The 17,994-nt window shown below is 73.5% G+C and carries 18 protein-coding genes and 1 riboswitch; of the genes, 8 read left to right on the top strand and 10 right to left on the bottom strand.

All coding sequences use genetic code 11. From position 1 onward, the window contains the following. Window positions 1–29 precede the first annotated feature (29 nt). On the bottom strand, window positions 30–806 hold the full coding sequence (locus WFH32_RS04570) for a methyltransferase domain-containing protein (RefSeq protein ID WP_336706336.1): 777 nt from the start codon (window positions 804–806) through the stop codon (window positions 30–32). A gap of 131 nt (window positions 807–937) precedes the next feature. Then, window positions 938–1,004, top strand: a riboswitch (guanidine-III (ykkC-III) riboswitch). Between the two features lie 13 nt (window positions 1,005–1,017). On the opposite strand from WFH32_RS04570, the gene WFH32_RS04565 reads away from it, so the two are divergent. Together WFH32_RS04565 and WFH32_RS04560 are read left to right on the top strand one after the other, a co-directional pair. Continuing rightward, window positions 1,018–1,332: a DMT family transporter gene (locus tag WFH32_RS04565; protein WP_138823905.1), complete on the top strand. Its 315-nt coding sequence runs from the start codon at window positions 1,018–1,020 to the stop codon at window positions 1,330–1,332. Between the two features lies 1 nt (window position 1,333). Beyond that, window positions 1,334–1,711: a DMT family transporter gene (locus tag WFH32_RS04560; protein WP_191794369.1), complete on the top strand. Its 378-nt coding sequence runs from the start codon at window positions 1,334–1,336 to the stop codon at window positions 1,709–1,711. Window positions 1,712–1,820: 109 nt separating this feature from the next. Here WFH32_RS04560 and WFH32_RS04555 read toward each other — a convergent pair whose 3' ends face one another. Continuing rightward, entirely contained in the window at window positions 1,821–2,363 is a 543-nt protein-coding gene (locus WFH32_RS04555) for an NUDIX hydrolase (RefSeq protein ID WP_318243941.1), read from the bottom strand. 160 nt (window positions 2,364–2,523) lie between these two features. Here WFH32_RS04555 and WFH32_RS04550 point away from each other — a divergent pair, with 160 nt between their 5' ends. Next, the gene (locus WFH32_RS04550) at window positions 2,524–3,933 is read left to right on the top strand and encodes an MFS transporter (protein WP_336706335.1); all 1,410 of its coding nucleotides are present in this window, start codon (window positions 2,524–2,526) and stop codon (window positions 3,931–3,933) included. Between the two features lie 78 nt (window positions 3,934–4,011). Here the strand turns inward: WFH32_RS04550 and WFH32_RS04545 are convergent, their stop codons facing one another. The 7 genes from WFH32_RS04545 to WFH32_RS04515 form a co-directional block, all read right to left on the bottom strand. Further along, complete coding sequence (locus tag WFH32_RS04545; RefSeq protein WP_336706334.1) at window positions 4,012–5,838, bottom strand: acetyl/propionyl/methylcrotonyl-CoA carboxylase subunit alpha; 1,827 nt, start codon at window positions 5,836–5,838, stop codon at window positions 4,012–4,014. Between the two features lie 257 nt (window positions 5,839–6,095). Continuing rightward, a complete protein-coding gene (locus tag WFH32_RS04540; protein ID WP_191794368.1) occupies window positions 6,096–6,803 on the bottom strand; it encodes a Maf family protein in 708 nt (235 codons plus the stop codon). After that, on the bottom strand, window positions 6,800–8,554 hold the full coding sequence (locus WFH32_RS04535) for a DUF885 domain-containing protein (protein WP_336706333.1): 1,755 nt from the start codon (window positions 8,552–8,554) through the stop codon (window positions 6,800–6,802). The genes WFH32_RS04540 and WFH32_RS04535 overlap by 4 nt, the downstream gene beginning before the upstream one ends. Window positions 8,555–8,605: 51 nt before the next feature. Continuing rightward, on the bottom strand, window positions 8,606–9,583 hold the full coding sequence (locus tag WFH32_RS04530) for a hypothetical protein (RefSeq protein ID WP_336706332.1): 978 nt from the start codon (window positions 9,581–9,583) through the stop codon (window positions 8,606–8,608). Continuing rightward, window positions 9,580–9,846 (bottom strand): acyl-CoA carboxylase epsilon subunit, encoded by a 267-nt coding sequence (locus WFH32_RS04525; protein WP_191794365.1) that lies wholly within the window; start codon window positions 9,844–9,846, stop codon window positions 9,580–9,582. The genes WFH32_RS04530 and WFH32_RS04525 overlap by 4 nt, the downstream gene beginning before the upstream one ends. After that, window positions 9,843–10,520 carry a hypothetical protein gene (locus WFH32_RS04520; RefSeq protein ID WP_336706331.1) on the bottom strand — a complete coding sequence of 226 codons (678 nt, stop codon included), beginning with the start codon at window positions 10,518–10,520 and terminating at the stop codon, window positions 9,843–9,845. The genes WFH32_RS04525 and WFH32_RS04520 overlap by 4 nt, the downstream gene beginning before the upstream one ends. Before the next feature lie 13 nt (window positions 10,521–10,533). After that, window positions 10,534–12,153 carry an acyl-CoA carboxylase subunit beta gene (locus WFH32_RS04515; protein ID WP_336706330.1) on the bottom strand — a complete coding sequence of 540 codons (1,620 nt, stop codon included), beginning with the start codon at window positions 12,151–12,153 and terminating at the stop codon, window positions 10,534–10,536. A gap of 158 nt (window positions 12,154–12,311) precedes the next feature. On the opposite strand from WFH32_RS04515, the gene WFH32_RS04510 reads away from it, so the two are divergent. Beyond that, complete coding sequence (locus WFH32_RS04510; protein WP_336706329.1) at window positions 12,312–13,265, top strand: biotin--[acetyl-CoA-carboxylase] ligase; 954 nt, start codon at window positions 12,312–12,314, stop codon at window positions 13,263–13,265. 9 nt (window positions 13,266–13,274) lie between these two features. Further along, window positions 13,275–14,429 carry an adenylate/guanylate cyclase domain-containing protein gene (locus WFH32_RS04505; protein ID WP_336706328.1) on the top strand — a complete coding sequence of 385 codons (1,155 nt, stop codon included), beginning with the start codon at window positions 13,275–13,277 and terminating at the stop codon, window positions 14,427–14,429. Window positions 14,430–14,438: 9 nt separating this feature from the next. Here WFH32_RS04505 and WFH32_RS04500 read toward each other — a convergent pair whose 3' ends face one another. Beyond that, window positions 14,439–15,182 (bottom strand): SOS response-associated peptidase, encoded by a 744-nt coding sequence (locus WFH32_RS04500; RefSeq protein WP_191794361.1) that lies wholly within the window; start codon window positions 15,180–15,182, stop codon window positions 14,439–14,441. A 128-nt stretch (window positions 15,183–15,310) separates the two neighbouring features. Between WFH32_RS04500 and WFH32_RS04495 the strand changes: the two genes are divergently transcribed. The 3 genes from WFH32_RS04495 to WFH32_RS04485 all read left to right on the top strand — a co-directional run bounded on the left by WFH32_RS04495 (window position 15,311) and on the right by WFH32_RS04485 (window position 17,901). Then, entirely contained in the window at window positions 15,311–15,715 is a 405-nt protein-coding gene (locus tag WFH32_RS04495; protein WP_191794360.1) for a PadR family transcriptional regulator, read from the top strand. Beyond that, window positions 15,712–16,509: a hypothetical protein gene (locus WFH32_RS04490; protein ID WP_336706327.1), complete on the top strand. Its 798-nt coding sequence runs from the start codon at window positions 15,712–15,714 to the stop codon at window positions 16,507–16,509. Before WFH32_RS04495 ends, WFH32_RS04490 begins: the two co-directional genes overlap by 4 nt. Window positions 16,510–16,617: 108 nt before the next feature. Next, complete coding sequence (locus WFH32_RS04485) at window positions 16,618–17,901, top strand: multidrug effflux MFS transporter (protein WP_336706326.1); 1,284 nt, start codon at window positions 16,618–16,620, stop codon at window positions 17,899–17,901. Window positions 17,902–17,994 lie beyond the last annotated feature (93 nt).

The raw sequence follows: 17,994 nt of genomic DNA, 5'->3' as shown, positions 1-17,994 counted from the left end.
CTGCGGGGCCGCGACCCGCGACCGGGAAGCTACGCCGGCGGCCGGTCGGCCACGACGACGAAGAGGGTCACCGACGCGAAGAACGGCTGCGTCGCAAGGTGCTCGGTCCAGCGTGCCTTCGCGCGCTCGCGCAGGTACCCCGCCTCGACGGCGCGACGGGCGACCCGCGCCAGGCCCAGGACCTGGTCCGCCTTGCGGACGTCGCGGAAGACGGCGGTCACGGGGACGACGCGCTCGACCACGAGGCCCGTCCGTTCGGCGAGCCCGGCGAGCCGGCGCCCGATCCTGCCGTTGCGGACGACCTGCTCGACGACGAAGCGCCCGTAGGCGTCGCTCGTCGCGGCGTCGGGGCCGTCGACGACGAGCGTGCCCCAGTCCGGCTCGGCGAGCACCGCGCGACCACCGCGCCGCAGGACCCGGAACGTCTCGGCGAGGACGAGCCCGGGGTCGGCCACGTGCTGGAGCACCCGGTCCGTGTGTGCGCGGTCGACGCTGCCGTCGGGAAGGTCGAGGTGGTGGACGTCCGCCTCCTCGACCCGGACGGTGGTCAGATGGCTCACCAGCGCGCGGGCCCGCGCCACGGCGCCGGCGTCGTGGTCGAGCCCGAGGACGCTCCCGGACGGCCCGACCGCTGTCGCGTACGCCGACAGGTCGGCGCCCGGGCCGCAGCCCAGGTCGAGCACGTCGAGGCCGTCGCGCAGGTCGAGCTCGGCCGTGGCGAGAGCCTTGTAGCCCCGGCCCAGGTCGGAGGCGGCGAGGCGCATCAGGTAGTCCTCGGGAGGAGAGGGCTCGAAGAGTGTCGGCATCCGACGATCCTGGTGGGGTCCTCGCGCCCGAGGGTGAGGCCGGTCGGGAGAGACGGGGTGGAACGTGTGGAGCCCGGGGTGCAGGAGAGCTGATCCCTGGCCAAGACGACACGATGTCGGTACGCTGGTACCAAGTTCCTCGTGACGAGGGACGCGCGGACGAGGGAGCAGTACCCGCACGGACAAGACTGACTCAGAGGGGTTACTTGTCATGGCTTGGGTTGTCCTCGTCCTCTCCGGGATGCTGGAGGCCGTCTGGGCGACGGCGCTGTCCGCATCCGAGAACTTCACGCGCAGGCGACCGACGGTCGTCTTCCTCGTCTCCCTGACGCTGAGCATGGTCGGTCTCGCCTGGGCGATGACCTCCCTGCCCACCGGCACCGCGTACGCGGTGTGGGTCGGCATCGGGGCCACGCTCACCGTGGTCTGGGGCTTCATCACCGGTTCCGAGACCTTCACCTGGCTGCGCGGACTGCTCCTGGTCCTCCTCGTCGGATCCGTCGTCGGCCTCAAGGTGGTGAGCTGACATGCCGTGGATCGTCCTGCTCGTCAGCGCCGTCTTCGAGGCCGTCTGGGCCACGGCCCTCGGCAAGTCCGACGGGTTCTCGCAGCTCGTCCCGTCGATCATCTTCTTCGTCGCGCTCGCCATCAGCATGGGCGGGCTCGGCTGGGCCGTCAAGCACATCCCGATCGGGACCGCGTACGCGGTGTGGGTCGGCATCGGCGCGGCCCTGACGGTCTCCTACGCGATCCTCACCGGCGACGAGTCCGCCTCGGTCGGCAAGGTCGTCTTCATCGCGGGCATCATCGCCGCGGTCGTGGGGCTCAAGCTCGTCCCCCACGGCCCCGGGAAGGGGAGCGCGGACATCGAGGGCGCCGAGGGGTCCTCGACCGGCGCCCCGTAGGCACCCGCACCACCGCACGGCCCGTGACCACCCGCACCGCGGGACGGTCACGGGCCGTGCGTGCGCCGGGGGCCTCGGCGTGACAGGCTCCCGGGAGGCGATGCTCCGGTCAGGCGACCTCGGCGAAGCGCCCCACGAGCTCGGGCCACGCGTCCCGGAACGCCTCCAGCAACGGGAGCGAGAGGACGTCACCGACCGCGACCCACGCGATCTCCAGGCTCTCGGCGTCGGTCGCGCGGGCTTCGAGGTGCGCGCCGGGCACGACCTCCGCGAGGACGGTCGTGTACCGCCAGGGCCCGTGGTCCAGGACCTGGTCGCCCACGATCGTCACGAGCGCGGGGTCGACGCCCGCCTCCTCGTGCGCCTCGCGCAGCGCTCCCTGCTCGGGCGTCTCGTCGGGATGGATCGCGCCGCCGGGCACCCCCCACGTGCCGCCCTGGTCGCTCCAGGGTGCCCGGTGCTGGAGGAGCACGTGGCTCACGCGGCCGTCCTCGCCCCGCCGGGCGACGAGCAGCCCCGCGGCGCCCGCGAGCCCCCAGTGCCGCCTGCCGCACGTGCACTCGACCCAGCCGTCCCCGGGCTGGAGGTGGCGCGGTGGATGCGGGGTGTCGGCTGCGTCGCGGGGCGGCGTGGGCTCGGTCGGGATCGTCACGGTCCCACCCTGCCATCCGGGGGAGTCTCGGGGACAGCACGTCGCCCGGGTGCTCACGACGTGGACGGGTGTCGGTCTTGCCGCGCGGGCTGAGGAGTCCGTGAGCGATCACCCGCGGAAATTCCTGGACGCGCACCGCCTCGCCCCGCACCATGGACGGGTGAGTCATCCCGAGCCGAACACCGTGTCCGACCCGACCGCAGAGGATGCCTCGACGGGCACCGACGCCGAGCCCTACGGCCCCCGCACGACCGCCGACCACGCGGCCGCCTCGCACGACCCCGTGGACCCCGTTGACCCGTCCGCGACGACCCCGACGGACGACGAGGCCGACAAGCCGCGCTGGCGCCGCGACGCGACGATCTTCCTGGGCGGCCAGACGGTCTCGCTGTTCGGGTCGATGCTCGTGCAGTACGCCATCATGTGGCACCTGACCCTCGAGACGAAGTCCGGCTCCGTGCTGGCGCTCGCCACGGTGTTCGGGTTCCTGCCGCAGGCCGTCGTGTCGATCTTCGGTGGGGTCTGGGCCGACCGGCTCAACCGCAAGTTCCTGATCATCGCGGCCGACGCGTCGATCGCCGTGACGACCCTCGCCCTCGCGCTGCTCATGCTCTCGGGCACCGACGACCTGTGGCTCATCTACGCCGCGCTCGCGATCCGTTCGGTCGGTGCGGGGATCCAGATGCCCGCGGTGTCCTCGCTCCTGCCTCAGCTCGTCCCGGTGAGCAAGCTCATGCGGGTCAACGGGATCAACGGGTCGATCCAGTCGGCCATGACGCTGCTGGCTCCTGCGGTCGCGGCCGGCGTCTACGCGAGCGCGTCGATCGTCGCGATCTTCTTCGTCGACGTCGTCACGGCCGTGATCGGGATCGGGCTCCTGGCCCTGATCCCCGTGACCAAGGTGCTGCGCGCCGACGAGGCCGCGGGCGAGAAGGTCGGGTACTTCGACGACCTCGTGGGCGGTCTGCGGTACCTGCGCGGCCACACCTTCGTGCGTTGGGTCCTGGGGCTGTACGCGGTCGTCTTCCTGCTGATCGTGGCCCCGTCCTACCTCACGCCGCTCATGGTCGTGCGCACGTTCGGCGAGGAGGTCTGGAAGCTCACCGCCAACGAGCTCGCGTTCTCGTTCGGCGCGATCCTGGGGGGCGTCCTGCTCGCCACGTGGGGCGGGCTCAAGAACCGCGTCGCGATGATCGTGGGCGCGACGTTCGTGTTCGGCGTGCTCTCCGTCGGCCTGGGCCTCTCGACGAACATGTGGGTCTTCTTCACGTTCATGTTCCTGCTCGGCGTCGCCGTGCCCGCCTTCGCCACGACCTCGATGACGGTCCTGCAGGAGACGGTCGAGCCCGACCGGCAGGGGCGGGTCTTCGGGTTCGTCGGCATCGTGATGGCGCTCGCGATGCCGCTCGGGATGCTGATCTTCGGTCCGCTCGCGGACCGGTTCTCGGTCGAGTCGCTCCTGATCGTGTCGGGTGCGCTCATGTTCCTCGTGATCGCGATCGCGGTGCTGGTCCCCTCGGGGCGTCGCGCGATGCGCGCGGCCGACGCGCACAGCACCGTCGCCGCGTAGCCGCGTCCCGTCGAACCCGAGGTTCGTCGGGCGGCTCCCACGAGCTGCCCGACGAACCTCGGGTTCGACGTACCGAGGTCAGGCGGTGACGTCGGTGATCTCGCAGATCGCGGTGCCCGAGCTCACGCTCGCGCCGACGCCGGCCGAGAGGCCCGTGACGCGACCCGCGCGGTGCGCGACGAGAGGCTGCTCCATCTTCATGGCCTCGAGGACCACGATGAGGTCGCCCTCGGCCACCACGGCGCCGTCGGTGACCGCGACCTTGACGATCGTGCCCTGCATGGGCGACGCGAGCGTCGTGCCGTTGCCCCCGTTGGTCTTGGCGACGGCACGACGCGCCGGACGGCGCGCGGCGTTGGCGGTTCGCGCGCGACCGGCGGCCATGCCGAGCCCGGCGGGCAGCACGACCTCGAGGCGCTTGCCGCCGACCTCGACCACGACACGCTCGGTCGCAGGTGCCTCCTCCTCCTCGGGCGCCTGGGCCGGGGCAGCCGGGGCGAGCCGCTTGAGCTCGTCCGCGAACGACGTCTCGATCCAGCGCGTGTGCACGCGGAACACCGAGTCGTCGGCCGGGACGAAGTCCTCGGCGTCGAGGACGGCCCGGTGGAACGGCAGGACCGTGGGGATGCCCTCGACGACCGTCTCGCGCAGCGCGCGGCGTGCGCGCTCGACGGCCTCGCGGCGGGTGGCGCCCGTGACGATGATCTTGGCGATCATCGAGTCGAACGCCCCCGAGATGACGTCGCCCTGCGTCACGCCGCTGTCGACGCGGACGCCCGGGCCGCTGGGGAAGTGCAGGCGCGAGATGCGGCCGGGGGCCGGCAGGAAGTTCGCGGCGGGGTCCTCGCCGTTGATGCGGAACTCGAGCGAATGACCCCGGGTGGCGACCGAGGAGTAGCCGAGGGGCTCGCCCGCGGCGATGCGGAGCTGCTCGCGCACGAGGTCGATGCCCGAGACCTCCTCGGTGACGGGGTGCTCGACCTGGAGCCGCGTGTTGACCTCGAGGAAGGAGATCGTGCCGTCGGCGCCGACGAGGAACTCGCAGGTCCCCGCACCGACGTAGCCGGCCTCGCGCAGGATGGCTTCGGAGGCCTTGTAGAGCTCTGCGCGCTGCTCGTCCGTCAGGAACGGCGCGGGGGCCTCCTCGACGAGCTTCTGGTGGCGGCGCTGGAGCGAGCAGTCGCGCGTGGAGACGACGACGACCGTGCCGTGCTCGTCGGCGAGGCACTGCGTCTCGACGTGGCGCGGGGTGTCCAGGTAGCGCTCGACGAAGCACTCGCCGCGACCGAACGCGGCCGTGGCCTCACGGACGGCCGAGTCGAACATCTCGTCGATCTCGTCGATGGTGCGCGCGACCTTGAGGCCGCGACCGCCGCCGCCGAACGCCGCCTTGATCGCGATGGGCAGCCCGTGCTCCGCGGCGAACGCGTGGACCTCGGTCGCGTCAGCGACCGGGTCGGGCGTCCCGGGCACCAGGGGAGCTCCCGCGCGGTGCGCGATGTGCCGTGCGCTGACCTTGTCGCCCAGCGCGTCGATCGCCGCGGGCGGTGGGCCGATCCAGACGAGGCCCGCGTCGATGACCGCCTGGGCGAACCCGGCGTTCTCGGCGAGGAACCCGTAGCCGGGGTGCACGGCGTCGGCGCCCGAGCGGCGGGCGACGTCGAGCAGCTTGGCGATGTCGAGGTACGTGTCCGCAGCGCGCGCGCCGTCGAGCGCGAAGGCCTCGTCGGCGAGACGCACGTGCAGGGCCTCGCGGTCGGAGTCCGCGTACACGGCCACCGACGCGATCGAGGCATCGGCGCAGGCGCGCGCGATGCGCACGGCGATCTCGCCGCGGTTGGCGATGAGAACCTTCGACAGGCGTCGGGTCGGGCTGGTCGCGGGGTTCGTGGAGTTCTCGGGCACGGCTCACGGTAGCGCGTCGGGCGCCCTGGGTTCACGCTGCGACCGGCGGTACTGGACAAGATTGGAGATCGGGCCAAGGCTCACCGGGGTCGTTTGTAGGAACCCTCCATGGTCGGCGGGGTCGACCGGCCGGTTGTGCGTCGTGGTTGTGCGCCCTCGACAAGCAGACGGCCCGCCCGCTCCCCGTCCCGCAGGCGCGGGCGGGGGGAACGGGCGGGCCGGCTGGCGGGCCGTGGCCCCGCGGGGCCGGACGGACCTCAGGACCAGAGGTCGGTCCAGGTCACCCCGATCTCGCCGAGCAGCTCGCGCACGAGCGGCAGGCTGATCCCGACCACGCCGTGGTGGTCGCCCTCGATGCTCTCGACGAACGCACCGCCCAGGCCGTCGACGGTGAACGCACCGGCGACCGCGAGGGGTTCGCCCGTCGCGACGTACGCCGCGATCTCGGCGTCGGAGACGTCGGCGAAGTGGATCGTCGTGGAGCTCGTGGCCCCGAGCGTGGCGCCGCTGCCGCCGTCCTGCGGGTCGCGCAGGTCGACGATCCAGTGCCCGGTGTGGAGCACGCCCGTCCTGCCGCGCATCGCGCGCCAGCGCTCGGTCGCCTCCGCGGCGTCCCGGGGCTTGCCGTGGACGGCCCCGGCGAACTCGAGCATGGAGTCGCAGCCGACCACGACGGGCGCGACCTCGTCGGGCCCGACGACGTCGCTCACGTCGTCGCGCTCGTGCGCCTCGCGCGAGAGGACCTGGGCGACCTCCTCGGCCTTGGCCTGGGCGAGGACGAGCACCGCGTCGGCGGGGTCGAGCGCGCCGAACCGGGCCGCGGCCGCCTCGAGGACCGCGTCCTCGTCGAGGCCCGAGACGCGGACCTCGGGCGAGACCCCCGCGGAGCGCAGGGTCGCGAGGCGGGCGGGGGACTGCGAGGCCAGGAGGAGCCGGACGCCCGGGGCCGGCGTCGCAGCCGTCACCTGAGCGCCTCGCGCAGGACGTCGAGCCCCACGGACCCGAGGTTCAGGGCGCGCTCGTGGAACGCCTTGACGTCGAACTCCTCGCCGCGTGCCTCGGCGGCCGCGCGGGCGGCGTCGCGAGTCTGCTCCCACAGCCGCTGGCCGACCTTGTAGGACGGGGCCTGGCCCGGCCACCCGAGGTAGCGGTTGAGCTCGAAGCGCACGAACGACTCGTCCATGTTCACGTTGGCCTTGAGGAACTCCCAGGCCTTGTCGGCGTCCCAGCGCGGGTCCTCGGAGTCGCCGCGCCACTCCTCGGGTGCGTCGAGCCCGAGGTGCACGCCGATGTCGAGCACGACGCGGGCCGCGCGCATGCGCTGGCCGTCGAGCATCCCGAGGCGGTCGCCCGGGTCGTCGAGGTAGCCGAGGTCGGCCATGAGGCGCTCGGCGTACAGGGCCCAGCCCTCGCCGTGGCCCGAGACCCAGCAGGCGAGACGGCGCCACGAGTTGAGGGTGTCGCGCGCGGCGACGGCCTGGCCGCACTGGAGGTGGTGGCCGGGGACGCCCTCGTGGTAGACGGTCGTCTTCTCGCGCCAGGTGTTGAACTCGGTCACGCCCGGCGGGACGGACCACCACATGCGCCCGGGGCGCGAGAAGTCGTCGCTCGGCGGCGTGTAGTAGATCCCGCCGGTCTGGGTCGGGGCGATCATGCACTCGAGGTCCAGGACCGGGGTCGGGATGTCGAAGTGCACGCCGTTCAGCGCGGCGATCGCGGCGTCCGAGGTCTCCTGCATCCAGGCGCGCAGCGCCTCGGTGCCGTCGAGCTTGCGGCTCGGGTCGGCGTCGAGGGCCGCGACGGCCTCCTCGACCGTGGCACCGGGACCGGCGATCTGTGCCGCGACGGCCTCCTGCTCGGCGATGACGCGTGCGAGCTCTTCGAGTCCCCAGCGGTAGGTCTCCTCGAGGTCGACCTCGGCGCCGAGGAAGGCCCGCGATGCCAGTGCGTATCGCTCGCGCCCGACCCCGTCGGCCACGGGGGCCTGCGGTGCGAGCTCGTTCTCCAGGAAGTCGGCGAGCCTCGCGTAGGCGGCCAGGGCGCCCGCGGCGCCGAGCTCGAGCTCCTTGCGCACCAGGGCGCATGCGGACGACTCGTCGAGCACGGCTGCGGCGGCCTCGCCCCGGACGAGGTCCAGGAAGAACGAGGACTCGGGGTCGGCAAGCTCGCGGGCCTGCTTGACGCCCTCGCGGACCTGACGGATCGCGGCGACCTTGCCGCGCTCGGCGGCGCTGGTCAGCGAGGCGATGTACCCGTCCATGGCGCCGGGCAGGGCCACGAGACGGGCCGCGACGTTCTCCCACGCCTCGATCGTGCCCGTGGGCATCATGTCGAAGATGTCGCGCAGCTCCTGGAGCGGCGAGGCGATGTTGTTGAGCATCGCGAGGTCCTCGCCCGCCTCGTGCAGCTCGAGCGAGAGCCCGATGCGCTCGCGCATCGCGGCGAGCGTGACCCGGTCGACGTCGTCGACGGGCTGGGCGTCCGCGAGCTCGGCCAGCACGGCCCGGTCCGCGGCCGCGAGGGCCTCGTACCCGGCGGGCGACAGGTCGGTCATGAGGTGGTCGTAGCCGCTGAGCCCCATGGCCGTGGCGGCGAGCGGGTTCAGGTCGGCGACGGTGCGCACGTAGGCGTCGGCGATGGCGTCGATCGCCGTGGGCGTGCGGGGGGTCCGGGCGGTGGGGGTGCCGGGCTCGGCCGGCGACGTGGGTGAGGTCACCCGGTAGAGGTTACTGCGTGGTACCGGCGGCGGCGTCGTCCGCGAGGATGATCAGCTCCCTCGCAGGAGCCGCTCTGCCAGGTCGAGCGCGGCCGACGGGTCCGTGGGGTCGAGCGGCTGCGGGGCGCCCCCGTCCGGTCCGATGTACACGAGCTCGTCGTCGTCCTCGTAGACGAGGACGGACCGGGTGCTCCCCGGGAGCGAGACGTCGACGCGAACGGTCCGCCACGCCCCGGTGGGCGGGACCTGCTCGACGTCCAGGTGCGGGTGCTCGGCACCCTCCCGGCCCAGGGCCACGAGGAAGTCCTGGTGCGCGGACTCCGCGGCAGGGGGCTGAGCGCCGTCGGGCGACGCGGCGGTGGCCGCGGCCCCCGAAGGGGCAGCACCGGCCGCGTGTTCCGGGTGCATCGCGCCCAGGAGGTCGTCGGCCCACGAGCGCTGGTAGCGCACGAGCACGACGCGCGGTCGCCCGTCCGTGCCGCGGGGGTACCAGACCGCGACGGGGTCGCCCGAGCGCGGACCGTCCGTCCCCGCCGGGACGGGCACGGTGAACGACGTCCGGACGGGGAGATGGTCGACCGAGAACGTGAGCCGACCGCTCACGCGAGCGGCGCCGTCGGGCAGGACGCGCAGGGCAGCGGCCTCGCCGGACCCCGCGGTGCTGTCGACGAGCACCGAGCCCGTCGTGCGTTCGGCGTCGGCGAGCAGGGCGTCGCGTGCGCGCGACTCGCGCTGCGCGTCGCGGTCGTCGAGGTAGCGCGCGAGCGCGAGGACCGCGACGAGCAGGAGCAGCACGGCCAGGACGCCCAGGACGGCCGCGGGCAGCGGCCAGCCCTGGGAGGGCGCGAGCTGGCGGTAGGTGACGAGCACGACCGCGGGGACGGTCGGCACGGTCCACGCCCACCGGCGCCAGCCGGTGCGGGCCGGGAGCGGGGGCAGGACCAGCCCGGTGCCGTCCGCCGCGAGCGGACGTTCGACGGCCCCGGGGTCGTCCGCGAGCTCGACCAGGACGGTCGTGGTCTGGCTCATGACTGCAGGCTCCACCGCCAGGCGTCGGCGTTGTGCCGGCCCGAGCGTCCGCCGAAGCTCTTGGCCGTCGCGCCCGCGCCGGTGCCTCGCAGGCTGCGCGACCGGTTGGTCCACTCGGGCAGGGGGGCCTCGTCGTCGGGCACGTGCGACGCGGCCGCCGCGGCGGCGAGCCCGGCGACGAGCGCCGCGACCTCGAGGTCGTCGGGGGCGCCGCGCACCACGCGCAGCTCCCGGCCCGACGACGCAGCACCCGTCTCGCTCACCGCTCGGCCTCCGGCGCCTCGTCGTCCGCGTCGCCGTACCCGTCGAAGTCCGCGGCCTCACCGCGCGACGCGGCCCACTCGGGGACGTCGAAGCCCGACTCGACGAGCGCGGCCACGACCTGCTCGCCCGCGTTGTCGAGGAAGTCGATCACGGCGTCGAGGGACGTGTCGGGAGTCTGGCCCGGCCCCACGACGAAGCCCAGGTAGAACGGCTCGGCGACCTCGGGGGCGGGCGGCGCGTCGGCGTCCGCCCCGGTCCCGAGGTCCTCCTCCGCGCCCCACACGAGCGAGCTCAGGTCCGGGTGCATGCCCAGCGAGTCGTGCAGCGCGTCGTAGAGCTGGGCGTTGAGCGCGCCGATCGCGGCCTCGAGCGCGAGGACCCGCGGGTCCTCGTCGGCCTCGGACGCGCCGAACTCGGTGCGCACCCCGACCGCCGTGCCGACGTACTCGTGCAGGGCTGCGGCCAGGGCGTCCACGGCCGCATGGATCGGGGCGTCGTCGACCGGGCCGAGGGGCTCGGTGCCGTGCGACGCGCCGTCGTGGCCGTCGGCCGGGTGCTCGTGGCCGTGTCCTGCGTGGTCGTCGTGCTGCTCGTCGGGCATGTCGTCCTCGCGGTTGGTGTCGTCGTTCGGTGGCGGTATCGGGGGCAGGGCCGGTGGCGACCCGGGTGTCATCGCGTCTCCAGGATCACAGCGGGATGTTCCCGTGCTTCTTGGGAGGCAGGCTCGCCCGCTTGGTGCGCAGGGCGCGCAGCGCCCGCACGACCTGCACGCGGGTCTCCGACGGACGGATGACCGCGTCGACGTAGCCGCGCTCGGCCGCGTCCCACGGGTTCACGATGGCCTCCTCGTACTCGGCGACCAGGCGGGCGCGCTCGGCGTCCACGTCCAGCCCTGCCTCTGCCGCTGATCGCAGGGCTCCGCGCTGGAGGATGTTGACCGCACCACCGGCCCCCATGACCGCGATCTGTGCCGTGGGCCAGGCCAGGTTCACGTCCGCGCCGAGCTGCTTGGAACCCATGACGATGTACGCGCCACCGTACGCCTTGCGCGTGATGAGCGTGACGAGCGGGACCGTGGCCTCGGCGTACGCGTAGATGAGCTTGGCGCCGCGGCGGATGATGCCCTGGTGCTCCTGGTCGACGCCCGGGAGGAAGCCCGGGACGTCGACGAGCGTCAGGACCGGGATGTTGAAGGCGTCGCACGTGCGCACGAACCGCGCGGCCTTCTCGGCCGCGTCGATGTCGAGCGTCCCCGCCATCGCGAGGGGCTGGTTCGCCACCACACCGATCGACTGGCCCTCGACGTGCCCGAACCCGACGATCACGTTCTTCGCGAACAGCGGCTGGACCTCCAGGAAGTCCCCGTCGTCCAGGACGTGCTCGAGCACGGTCCGCATGTCGTACGGCTGCGTGTCGGAGTCGGGGATCAGCGTGTCGAGCTCGAGGTCGTCCTCGGACACCTCGAGCTCCGTGTCCTCGGGGGCGAAGCTCGGCGCGTCGGAGAGGTTGTTCTGCGGCAGGTAGCCGATGAGGTGGCGCACGTAGTCGATCGCGTCGTCCTCGTCGGTGCCCATGTAGTGCGCGACGCCCGAGCGCTCGTTGTGGGTGCGGGCGCCGCCCAGCTCCTCGAAGCCCACGTCCTCGCCCGTGACGGCGCGGATGACGTCGGGGCCCGTGATGAACATGTTCGACGTCTGGTCGGCCATGACGATGAAGTCCGTGAGCGCGGGGGAGTACACCGCGCCGCCCGCGCTCGGGCCCAGGATGAGAGAGATCTGCGGGATCACGCCGGAGGCCGCGACGTTGCGACGGAAGATCTCCGCGAACTGGGTCAGGGCCGCGACGCCCTCCTGGATGCGCGCGCCGCCGCCGTCGGAGATCCCGATGAGCGGGACGCCCGTGCGCAGCGCCAGGTCCTGGACCTTGGTGATCTTCTGGCCGTGGACCTCGCCGAGGCTGCCGCCGAAGACCGTGAAGTCCTGCGAGTAGATGCAGACCTGGCGGCCGTCGACCGTGCCGTGCCCCACGACCACGCCGTCGCCCGCGAGCCGCTTCTTCTCGAGCCCGAAGTTCACCGAGCGGTGCTTGGCGAACGCGTCGAGCTCGACGAAGCTGCCCTCGTCGAGCAGGGCCTCGATCCGTTCGCGGGCCGTCTTCTTGTTCCGGGCGTGCTGCTTGGTGCGCGCTGCCTCCTCGGGCGCGACCGATGCCTCGGCACGCCGACGGTCGAGGTCGGCCAGCTTCGCTGCGGTGCCGATGAGGTGACCGGTGGGGGCCGGGGTGGTGCCGGCGACAGGTTCGTTCACGCAGCCGAGCCTAGTTGGTGGGTGGGACCAAGGGGGTGCGAGGGATCGCACCGGCGTGGGCGCGGCCGTTGGAGGGTTCCCACAACGTGTCGCCTCCGGGGTGAGCGCGCGGCCGTCGCCTCTGCCGCACCTGGGGTGCACGCGTGCATGATGGGCACATGACGACTGTCGACCACCCCGCGCTGCGTCCCGGCTTTCTGGCGGACCTTCTCGTGGCCCCGCACGGCCCGCTCGCCCGGCTCGAGGTCGTGGAGGAGTCGGCCTCGACGAACACCGAGCTCGCGGCGGCCGTGGCTGCCGACCCGCAGGCCTGGCCGGCGCCCGCCCTGCTCGTGGCCGAGCACCAGGTCGCCGGGCGTGGTCGCTCGGGCCGCGAGTGGGACACGCCCGCACGGACCGCGTTGACGGGCTCGCTCCTGGTGCGCCCCGACGTGCCGCGCGAGCGCCTGAGCTGGTTGCCGCTGCTCGCCGGCCTCGCGACGGTCCGGTGCCTGCGAGCGACGGCGGGGGTCGAGGCCGTGGTCAAGTGGCCCAACGACGTCCTGGTCGCGGCGCCCGGCGCGGCCGACGGGTCGGCACGGGAGGAGGCCGGGTGGGGCACGTACCGCAAGGTCGCGGGCATCCTGTGCGAGCTCCTGCCCGACGGCGGCGCGATCGTGGGCGTCGGGCTCAACGTCCTGCAGAGCGAGCGCGAGCTTCCCGTCCCGTCGGCGACGTCTCTTGCCCTGGTCGGCGCCGCGACGACGGACCGCGAGGTGCTGCTGACCGCGCTCGAGGAGTCGTTCGCGCAGACCCTGGGGCGGTGGCAGGCGGCGGCGGGAGATGCCGTCGAGGCCGGGCTCGCCGAGGAGTGCGCCGAGGTCAGCGCGACCCTCGGGGCGCAGGTGCGGGTCGACCTCACGGGCGGCGGTCAGGTGGCCGGTGAGGCGTGCGGGTTCGGTCCGGACGGTTCGCTGCTCGTGCGCGAGGCGGACGGGACGGAGCGCGTGCTGCACAGCGGCGACGTGCACCATCTGCGGCTCCGGGACGGTGCACGTGCGGGCGCGCCGGGCGGGCCGTCCGACGAGGTCGCGGCGGGGGAGCGCGGCGGGATGCCGGGTCCCCTGAACTAGGATCGGTCTGTGACGCACGACATCCCTGAGGCAGCCGACGAGACCATCGAGACCACCGAGGCGGCGGGGGAGAGTCGGCCGGAGCGCCGAGCGGACGCGGCGGCGCTGTCCGCGCTCGCGGGGGCCGCCAGGCCCGACAGCCCGCCCTCGGCGCCGTCGCCGGTCGAGGCGGACCTCGACGAGGCGCTCCTGGGCGGTCCTCGAGCGCTCACGGTCGAGGGGCTCGCCGAGCGCGCCGGGCTGACCGAGCGTCAGGTGCGCTCCTACTGGCAGGCGCTCGGTCTGCCCATCACCGAGCAGCAGGAGCAGATGTTCACCGAGGACGACGCGGTCGCCCTCGAGGAGATCTACTCGGTCGCGGAGCGCGAGAAGTTCGACGACCGGTCGCTCACGACCCTGATCCGGTCGATGGGGCACACGACCGAGCGGCTCGTGCTGTGGCAGGTCGAGGCGCTCGTCGAGCACATGACCAAGCGTTTCGACCTCGACGACACGAGCGCCCGCCTGCTCGTCCTGGACCGGCTGCCGGACCTCGCGCCCGTCCTGGAGACCCAGCTGCGCCACGCGTGGCGCCGTCAGCTCGCGGCGGTCGCGGCGCGGTTCACGGTCGAGTTCTCCGAGGCACGGGCCGGGGACGTCACGGACTCCCAGGCGCTGCCGCTGCCGCGGGCCGTGGGCTTCGCGGACATCGTGTCGTTCACCAAGCGCACCGCGGGCCTCGGGTCGAGCGAGCTCGCGGAGTTCGTCCAGCTCTTCGAGACCCGTGCGCGCGACATCATCACCGCGGCGGGCGGGCGGGTCGTCAAGACGATCGGCGACGCGGTCCTCTACGTCGCCGACGACGTCGCGACGGGCGCCAGGGTCGCGCTCGGTCTCGCCGAGGAGGGCGAGCGGGCCGGGGAGGGCATGGAGGTGCCGCCGGTCCGGGTCAGCCTGGTCTGGGGCCGGGTGCTCTCGCGGTTCGGCGACGTGTTCGGACCGTCGGTGAACCTGGCCTCGCGGCTCACCGAGATCGCCGAGCCGACGACCGTGCTCCTGGACCGCGAGACCGCGGCCCTGCTGTCGCGAGACTCGCGCTTCGCCCTGACCGCGCAGCCCGAGCGGGAGGTGCCGGGGCTCGGGGTGATCGAGCCCGTGCGCCTGCAGTGGGCGTACAAGGGCTGAGGTCGGACCTCAGACGGCCTGGACGAGCTCCGGGCCGTCGTTCGCGACGCTGTTGACGAGCGGCGCGACCTCCTGGGCCATCATGCGGACCTCGGGCGCGATGAGCAGTCCGGCGGCCTCGTCCTTGCCGACCGCAGGATCGAGCCAAGCGTCCCACCGGTCCGGGGCGAGCGTGAGCGGCATGCGGTCGTGGATCGAGGCGAGCGCCGGGGCCGCGTCGGTCGTGATGATCGTGGTCGACACCAGCCAGCGGGCGGGATCGTCGTCGGCCTTGGCAGGGTCCCGCCAGAACTCGTAGAGGCCAGCGAACGCTGCGACCGCGGGTCCGTCCGGGTGGATGAAGAACGGCTGCTTGGTCACCTTGGGCCTGCGGGCGGTGGATCCGGGAGCCGGAGGCGTCTCGATCTTCCGCCACTCGTAGTACCCGTCGGCCGGGACCAGGCAGCGCCGGGCCGCGAACGGCTTGGCGAACGCGGGCTTGTCGAGCAGCGACTCCGCCCGTGCGTTGATCATGCGTGCACCGACCCCCGGGTCCTTGGCCCAGCTCGGAACCAGGCCCCAGCGAGCCACGCGCAGCGAGCGCCGGACCTCGCCCGTGTCCTTGGCCGCGCGCTCGACGACGATCCGTACGGGGTCGGTCGGGGCGACGTTCCAGGACGGCGGCAGGAGCCGCGCGTCGTCCGCGAGGTCGGCGATCGCGAACTCGTCGGCGAGGTCCTGGGCGTCCCGGAAGGAGGCATAGCGTCCGCACATGTCTCCCAGGATGCCTCGTGCCACCCACGCCGCGCCCTGCCGCTCGGCGATCGCGCCCGCGGGCGGCGCCGTCGGGCCTCGGTCGTGGCTAGATTGACAGACTGACTAGTTAGCGACACGATCTAGCCATGTCCGAGCACACCTGGCCCAGCGAGTGGCTCCGCGGCGTCCTCGACGTCTGCGTGCTGCGCATCCTCGCGGACGGCCCCACCTACGGGTACGCGATCGCCGCACGCCTCGCCGACGGCGGACTCGGCGTCATCAAGGGCGGGACGCTCTACCCCCTGCTCGGGCGCCTCGAGGCCGGCGGTCTCGTCACGGTCGAGTGGCGAGCCGGCGACGGCGGCCCCGGGCGCAAGTACTACGACCTCACCGACGCGGGCCGCGACGAGCTCGCGCAGCGCGCCGCGCTGTGGGAGGCCTTCACCCGCACGACCGGCGGCCTCGTCACCGGCACAGACGCCGGGGCCGAGCCCCCCGGCCTCGCCGACCAGCCCGTCCGTCGACCCACCCCGACCGAGGAGAACCGATGACCCGCACGAGCGAGAAGCGGACCGCCGCGCGCTACGCGACCGAGAGGCGTCTCGCGCCGCACGTCGAGGAGGAGTGGGCCGAGGCCTTCGTGATCGAGCTGAGGCTGCTCGACGTACCAGGGGCTGCCCTGGGAGCGGCGCTCGCGGAGGTCGAGTCCCACTGCGCGGAGAGCGGCGAGCCGGCCGCGGAGGCGTTCGGGGACCCCGTGGCGTACGCGCGGAGCCTCGACCTGCCGGTCGAGCCCGACGGGCGGTGGGAGGTCGTGAAGGTGCTCGGGCCGACCTCCGCCCAGTTCCTGGGGCTGCTGCTCCTCGGATGGGGCGGCTCGGCGGTGGTCCTGGCCCGACGAGCCGGCGAGGTGCCGAGCGTCGACGTGACGGCCGGGATGCTCGCGACGATCGCGGTGTTCGGGGCGGCGATCCTGCTCTTCTACCGGTTCAGCTCCACGGTGCTGCGACGGGGCCTGGAGCGTCCGGTGGCGTCGTTCTTCGCCCTGGTGGGGTGCATGGCGGTGCTCGTCGCCGTCCCCGTCCTGCTGGACGGCGTCCTCGTCACGCTCCCGGCCTCGCCCGTGGCGGTGGCCGGTGGTCTCGCGCTGACCGTGGGCACGGTGTGGGGCGCGGTCCAGGCCAGGAGGGGCACGCTCGACGACCCGATCGTCTCGCCGCTGCCCGGCGAACCGCAGGAAGCTCCGGCCCGGGGGTCACGTCTCCTGTCGGCCACGGTCACGTGGGTGGTCCCGGCGTTCGCGCTCGCCTCCCTCGCTCTCACGTGGCTCCTGCTGGGGCGCTGAGCGTGCGGTGAGGCCGGGCGGCCGGGGCGGCCCCGGCGTCGGGCACGTCACGAAACCAGGACCCGGATCCGGGGGTGGGCGGGCTGTCGAATCGTTATGATCGAACCCATGGAGACACCCCCGGCAGGAACTGCACCCACCCCGCCGGCAACCCGCTCCGCCTCGGAACCCACCGCCCCGGCCCGGCGCCCCGGCCGCTCGACCGTCAAGTGGGTCCTCCTGCTCGGAGCCCTCGCCACGCTCCCGGCGTTCACGGTCGACATGTACCTGCCGTCCCTGCCCGACGTCGCAGCGGACCTCGACGCGAGCCCTGCCCTCGCGCAGCTCACCCTGGCGGGGATGCTCGTCGGCGGTGCGTTCGGGCAGCTCGTGATCGGCCCCCTGTCCGACCGGTACGGGCGCCGGGCGCCAGTGATCATCGGTCTCGCGCTGCACGTCGTCACCTCGGTCCTGTGCGCGGTCGTGCCGACGATCGGCTGGCTCATCGTCCTGCGCGTCCTCCAGGGCTTCTTCAACGCCTCGGCCCAGGTCGTCTCGATCGCCGTGATCCGCGACCGGTTCACCGGCTCGGACGCCGCCAGGATCCTGTCGCGTCTCATGCTCGTCATCGGCCTCGCGCCGCTCCTGGCGCCGACCATCGGCTCGTTCGTCGCCGGGCACGGCGACTGGCGCTGGGTGTTCTGGGTCCTCGCGGTCCTCGGCCTCGTCCTGGGGCTGATCGTGCTGCGCTTCATGCCCGAGACCCTCGAGACCGAACGCCGTCAGGCGGGCGGGGTCGGCAGCGTCTTCCGCGGCTACGGGGCGCTCCTCAAGGACCGCCACTTCGTCGCCCTCGCCGTGCTCCCCGGGCTCGGCATGGCCGTCCTGATGAGCTACGTCGTCGGGTCGCCGTTCGTCCTGCAGGAGGGCTACGGCCTCACCCACCAGCAGTTCGCCGCCCTGTTCGCGGTCAACGGGATCGGCCTCGTGATCTCGGCCCAGGTCAACGCCTCGCTCGTGCGGCGCGTCGCCCCCGTGCGGATCCTGCGCGCCGCCCTGGTCCTCCAGGGCGTGTTCGCGGTGGGCCTGTTCGTCGTGGCGCTCACGGGAGCCGGCGGGCTGATCGGGCTCCTGGCCGCGCTGTGGCTCACGCTCGCGCTCCAGGGGCTCATCCCGGCCAACGCCTCCGCGCTGGCACTGACCCGGCACGGCGAGCGGGCCGGCACGGCGGCCGCGGTCATCGGGGCCTTCCAGGCCGGGGTCGCGGGCCTCGTGAGCCCCCTGGTCGGCGTGCTCGGCGGCGACGCGGTCGCCATGAGCACGGTCATGCTGGGGGCCGTCGTGGCCTCCCTCCTCGTCCTCGGGCTCGCGACGCCCGCGTTCCGCAAGGGCGGCTGGCACCTGCCCGCCTGAACCTGCGCGGGGCGCCCAGGAGCGGCTTGTCGGTGGCTCTTGCGCTGCTCGGCCGCTGCGCGTCGAGGGGCTGGTGCCGGGCAGCGAAAGGTC

The sequence above is a fragment of the Oerskovia sp. USHLN155 genome, from assembly GCF_037145535.1.
GTDB lineage: Bacteria > Actinomycetota > Actinomycetes > Actinomycetales > Cellulomonadaceae > Oerskovia > Oerskovia rustica.
The sequence above is the reverse complement of the archived record's forward strand: the minus strand, read 5'-3'. Positions and strand labels throughout refer to the sequence as shown.

Coding starts and splice junctions, on each gene's coding strand:
- WFH32_RS04495 (WP_191794360.1), top strand. CDS start 15,311: ATGTCCGAGCACACCTGGCCCAGCGAGTGGCTCCGCGGCGTCCTCGAC.
- WFH32_RS04510 (WP_336706329.1), top strand. CDS start 12,312: ATGACGACTGTCGACCACCCCGCGCTGCGTCCCGGCTTTCTGGCGGAC.
- WFH32_RS04485 (WP_336706326.1), top strand. CDS start 16,618: ATGGAGACACCCCCGGCAGGAACTGCACCCACCCCGCCGGCAACCCGC.
- WFH32_RS04530 (WP_336706332.1), bottom strand. CDS start 9,583: ATGAGCCAGACCACGACCGTCCTGGTCGAGCTCGCGGACGACCCCGGG.
- WFH32_RS04500 (WP_191794361.1), bottom strand. CDS start 15,182: ATGTGCGGACGCTATGCCTCCTTCCGGGACGCCCAGGACCTCGCCGAC.
- WFH32_RS04490 (WP_336706327.1), top strand. CDS start 15,712: ATGACCCGCACGAGCGAGAAGCGGACCGCCGCGCGCTACGCGACCGAG.
- WFH32_RS04560 (WP_191794369.1), top strand. CDS start 1,334: ATGCCGTGGATCGTCCTGCTCGTCAGCGCCGTCTTCGAGGCCGTCTGG.
- WFH32_RS04570 (WP_336706336.1), bottom strand. CDS start 806: ATGCCGACACTCTTCGAGCCCTCTCCTCCCGAGGACTACCTGATGCGC.
- WFH32_RS04520 (WP_336706331.1), bottom strand. CDS start 10,520: ATGACACCCGGGTCGCCACCGGCCCTGCCCCCGATACCGCCACCGAAC.
- WFH32_RS04565 (WP_138823905.1), top strand. CDS start 1,018: ATGGCTTGGGTTGTCCTCGTCCTCTCCGGGATGCTGGAGGCCGTCTGG.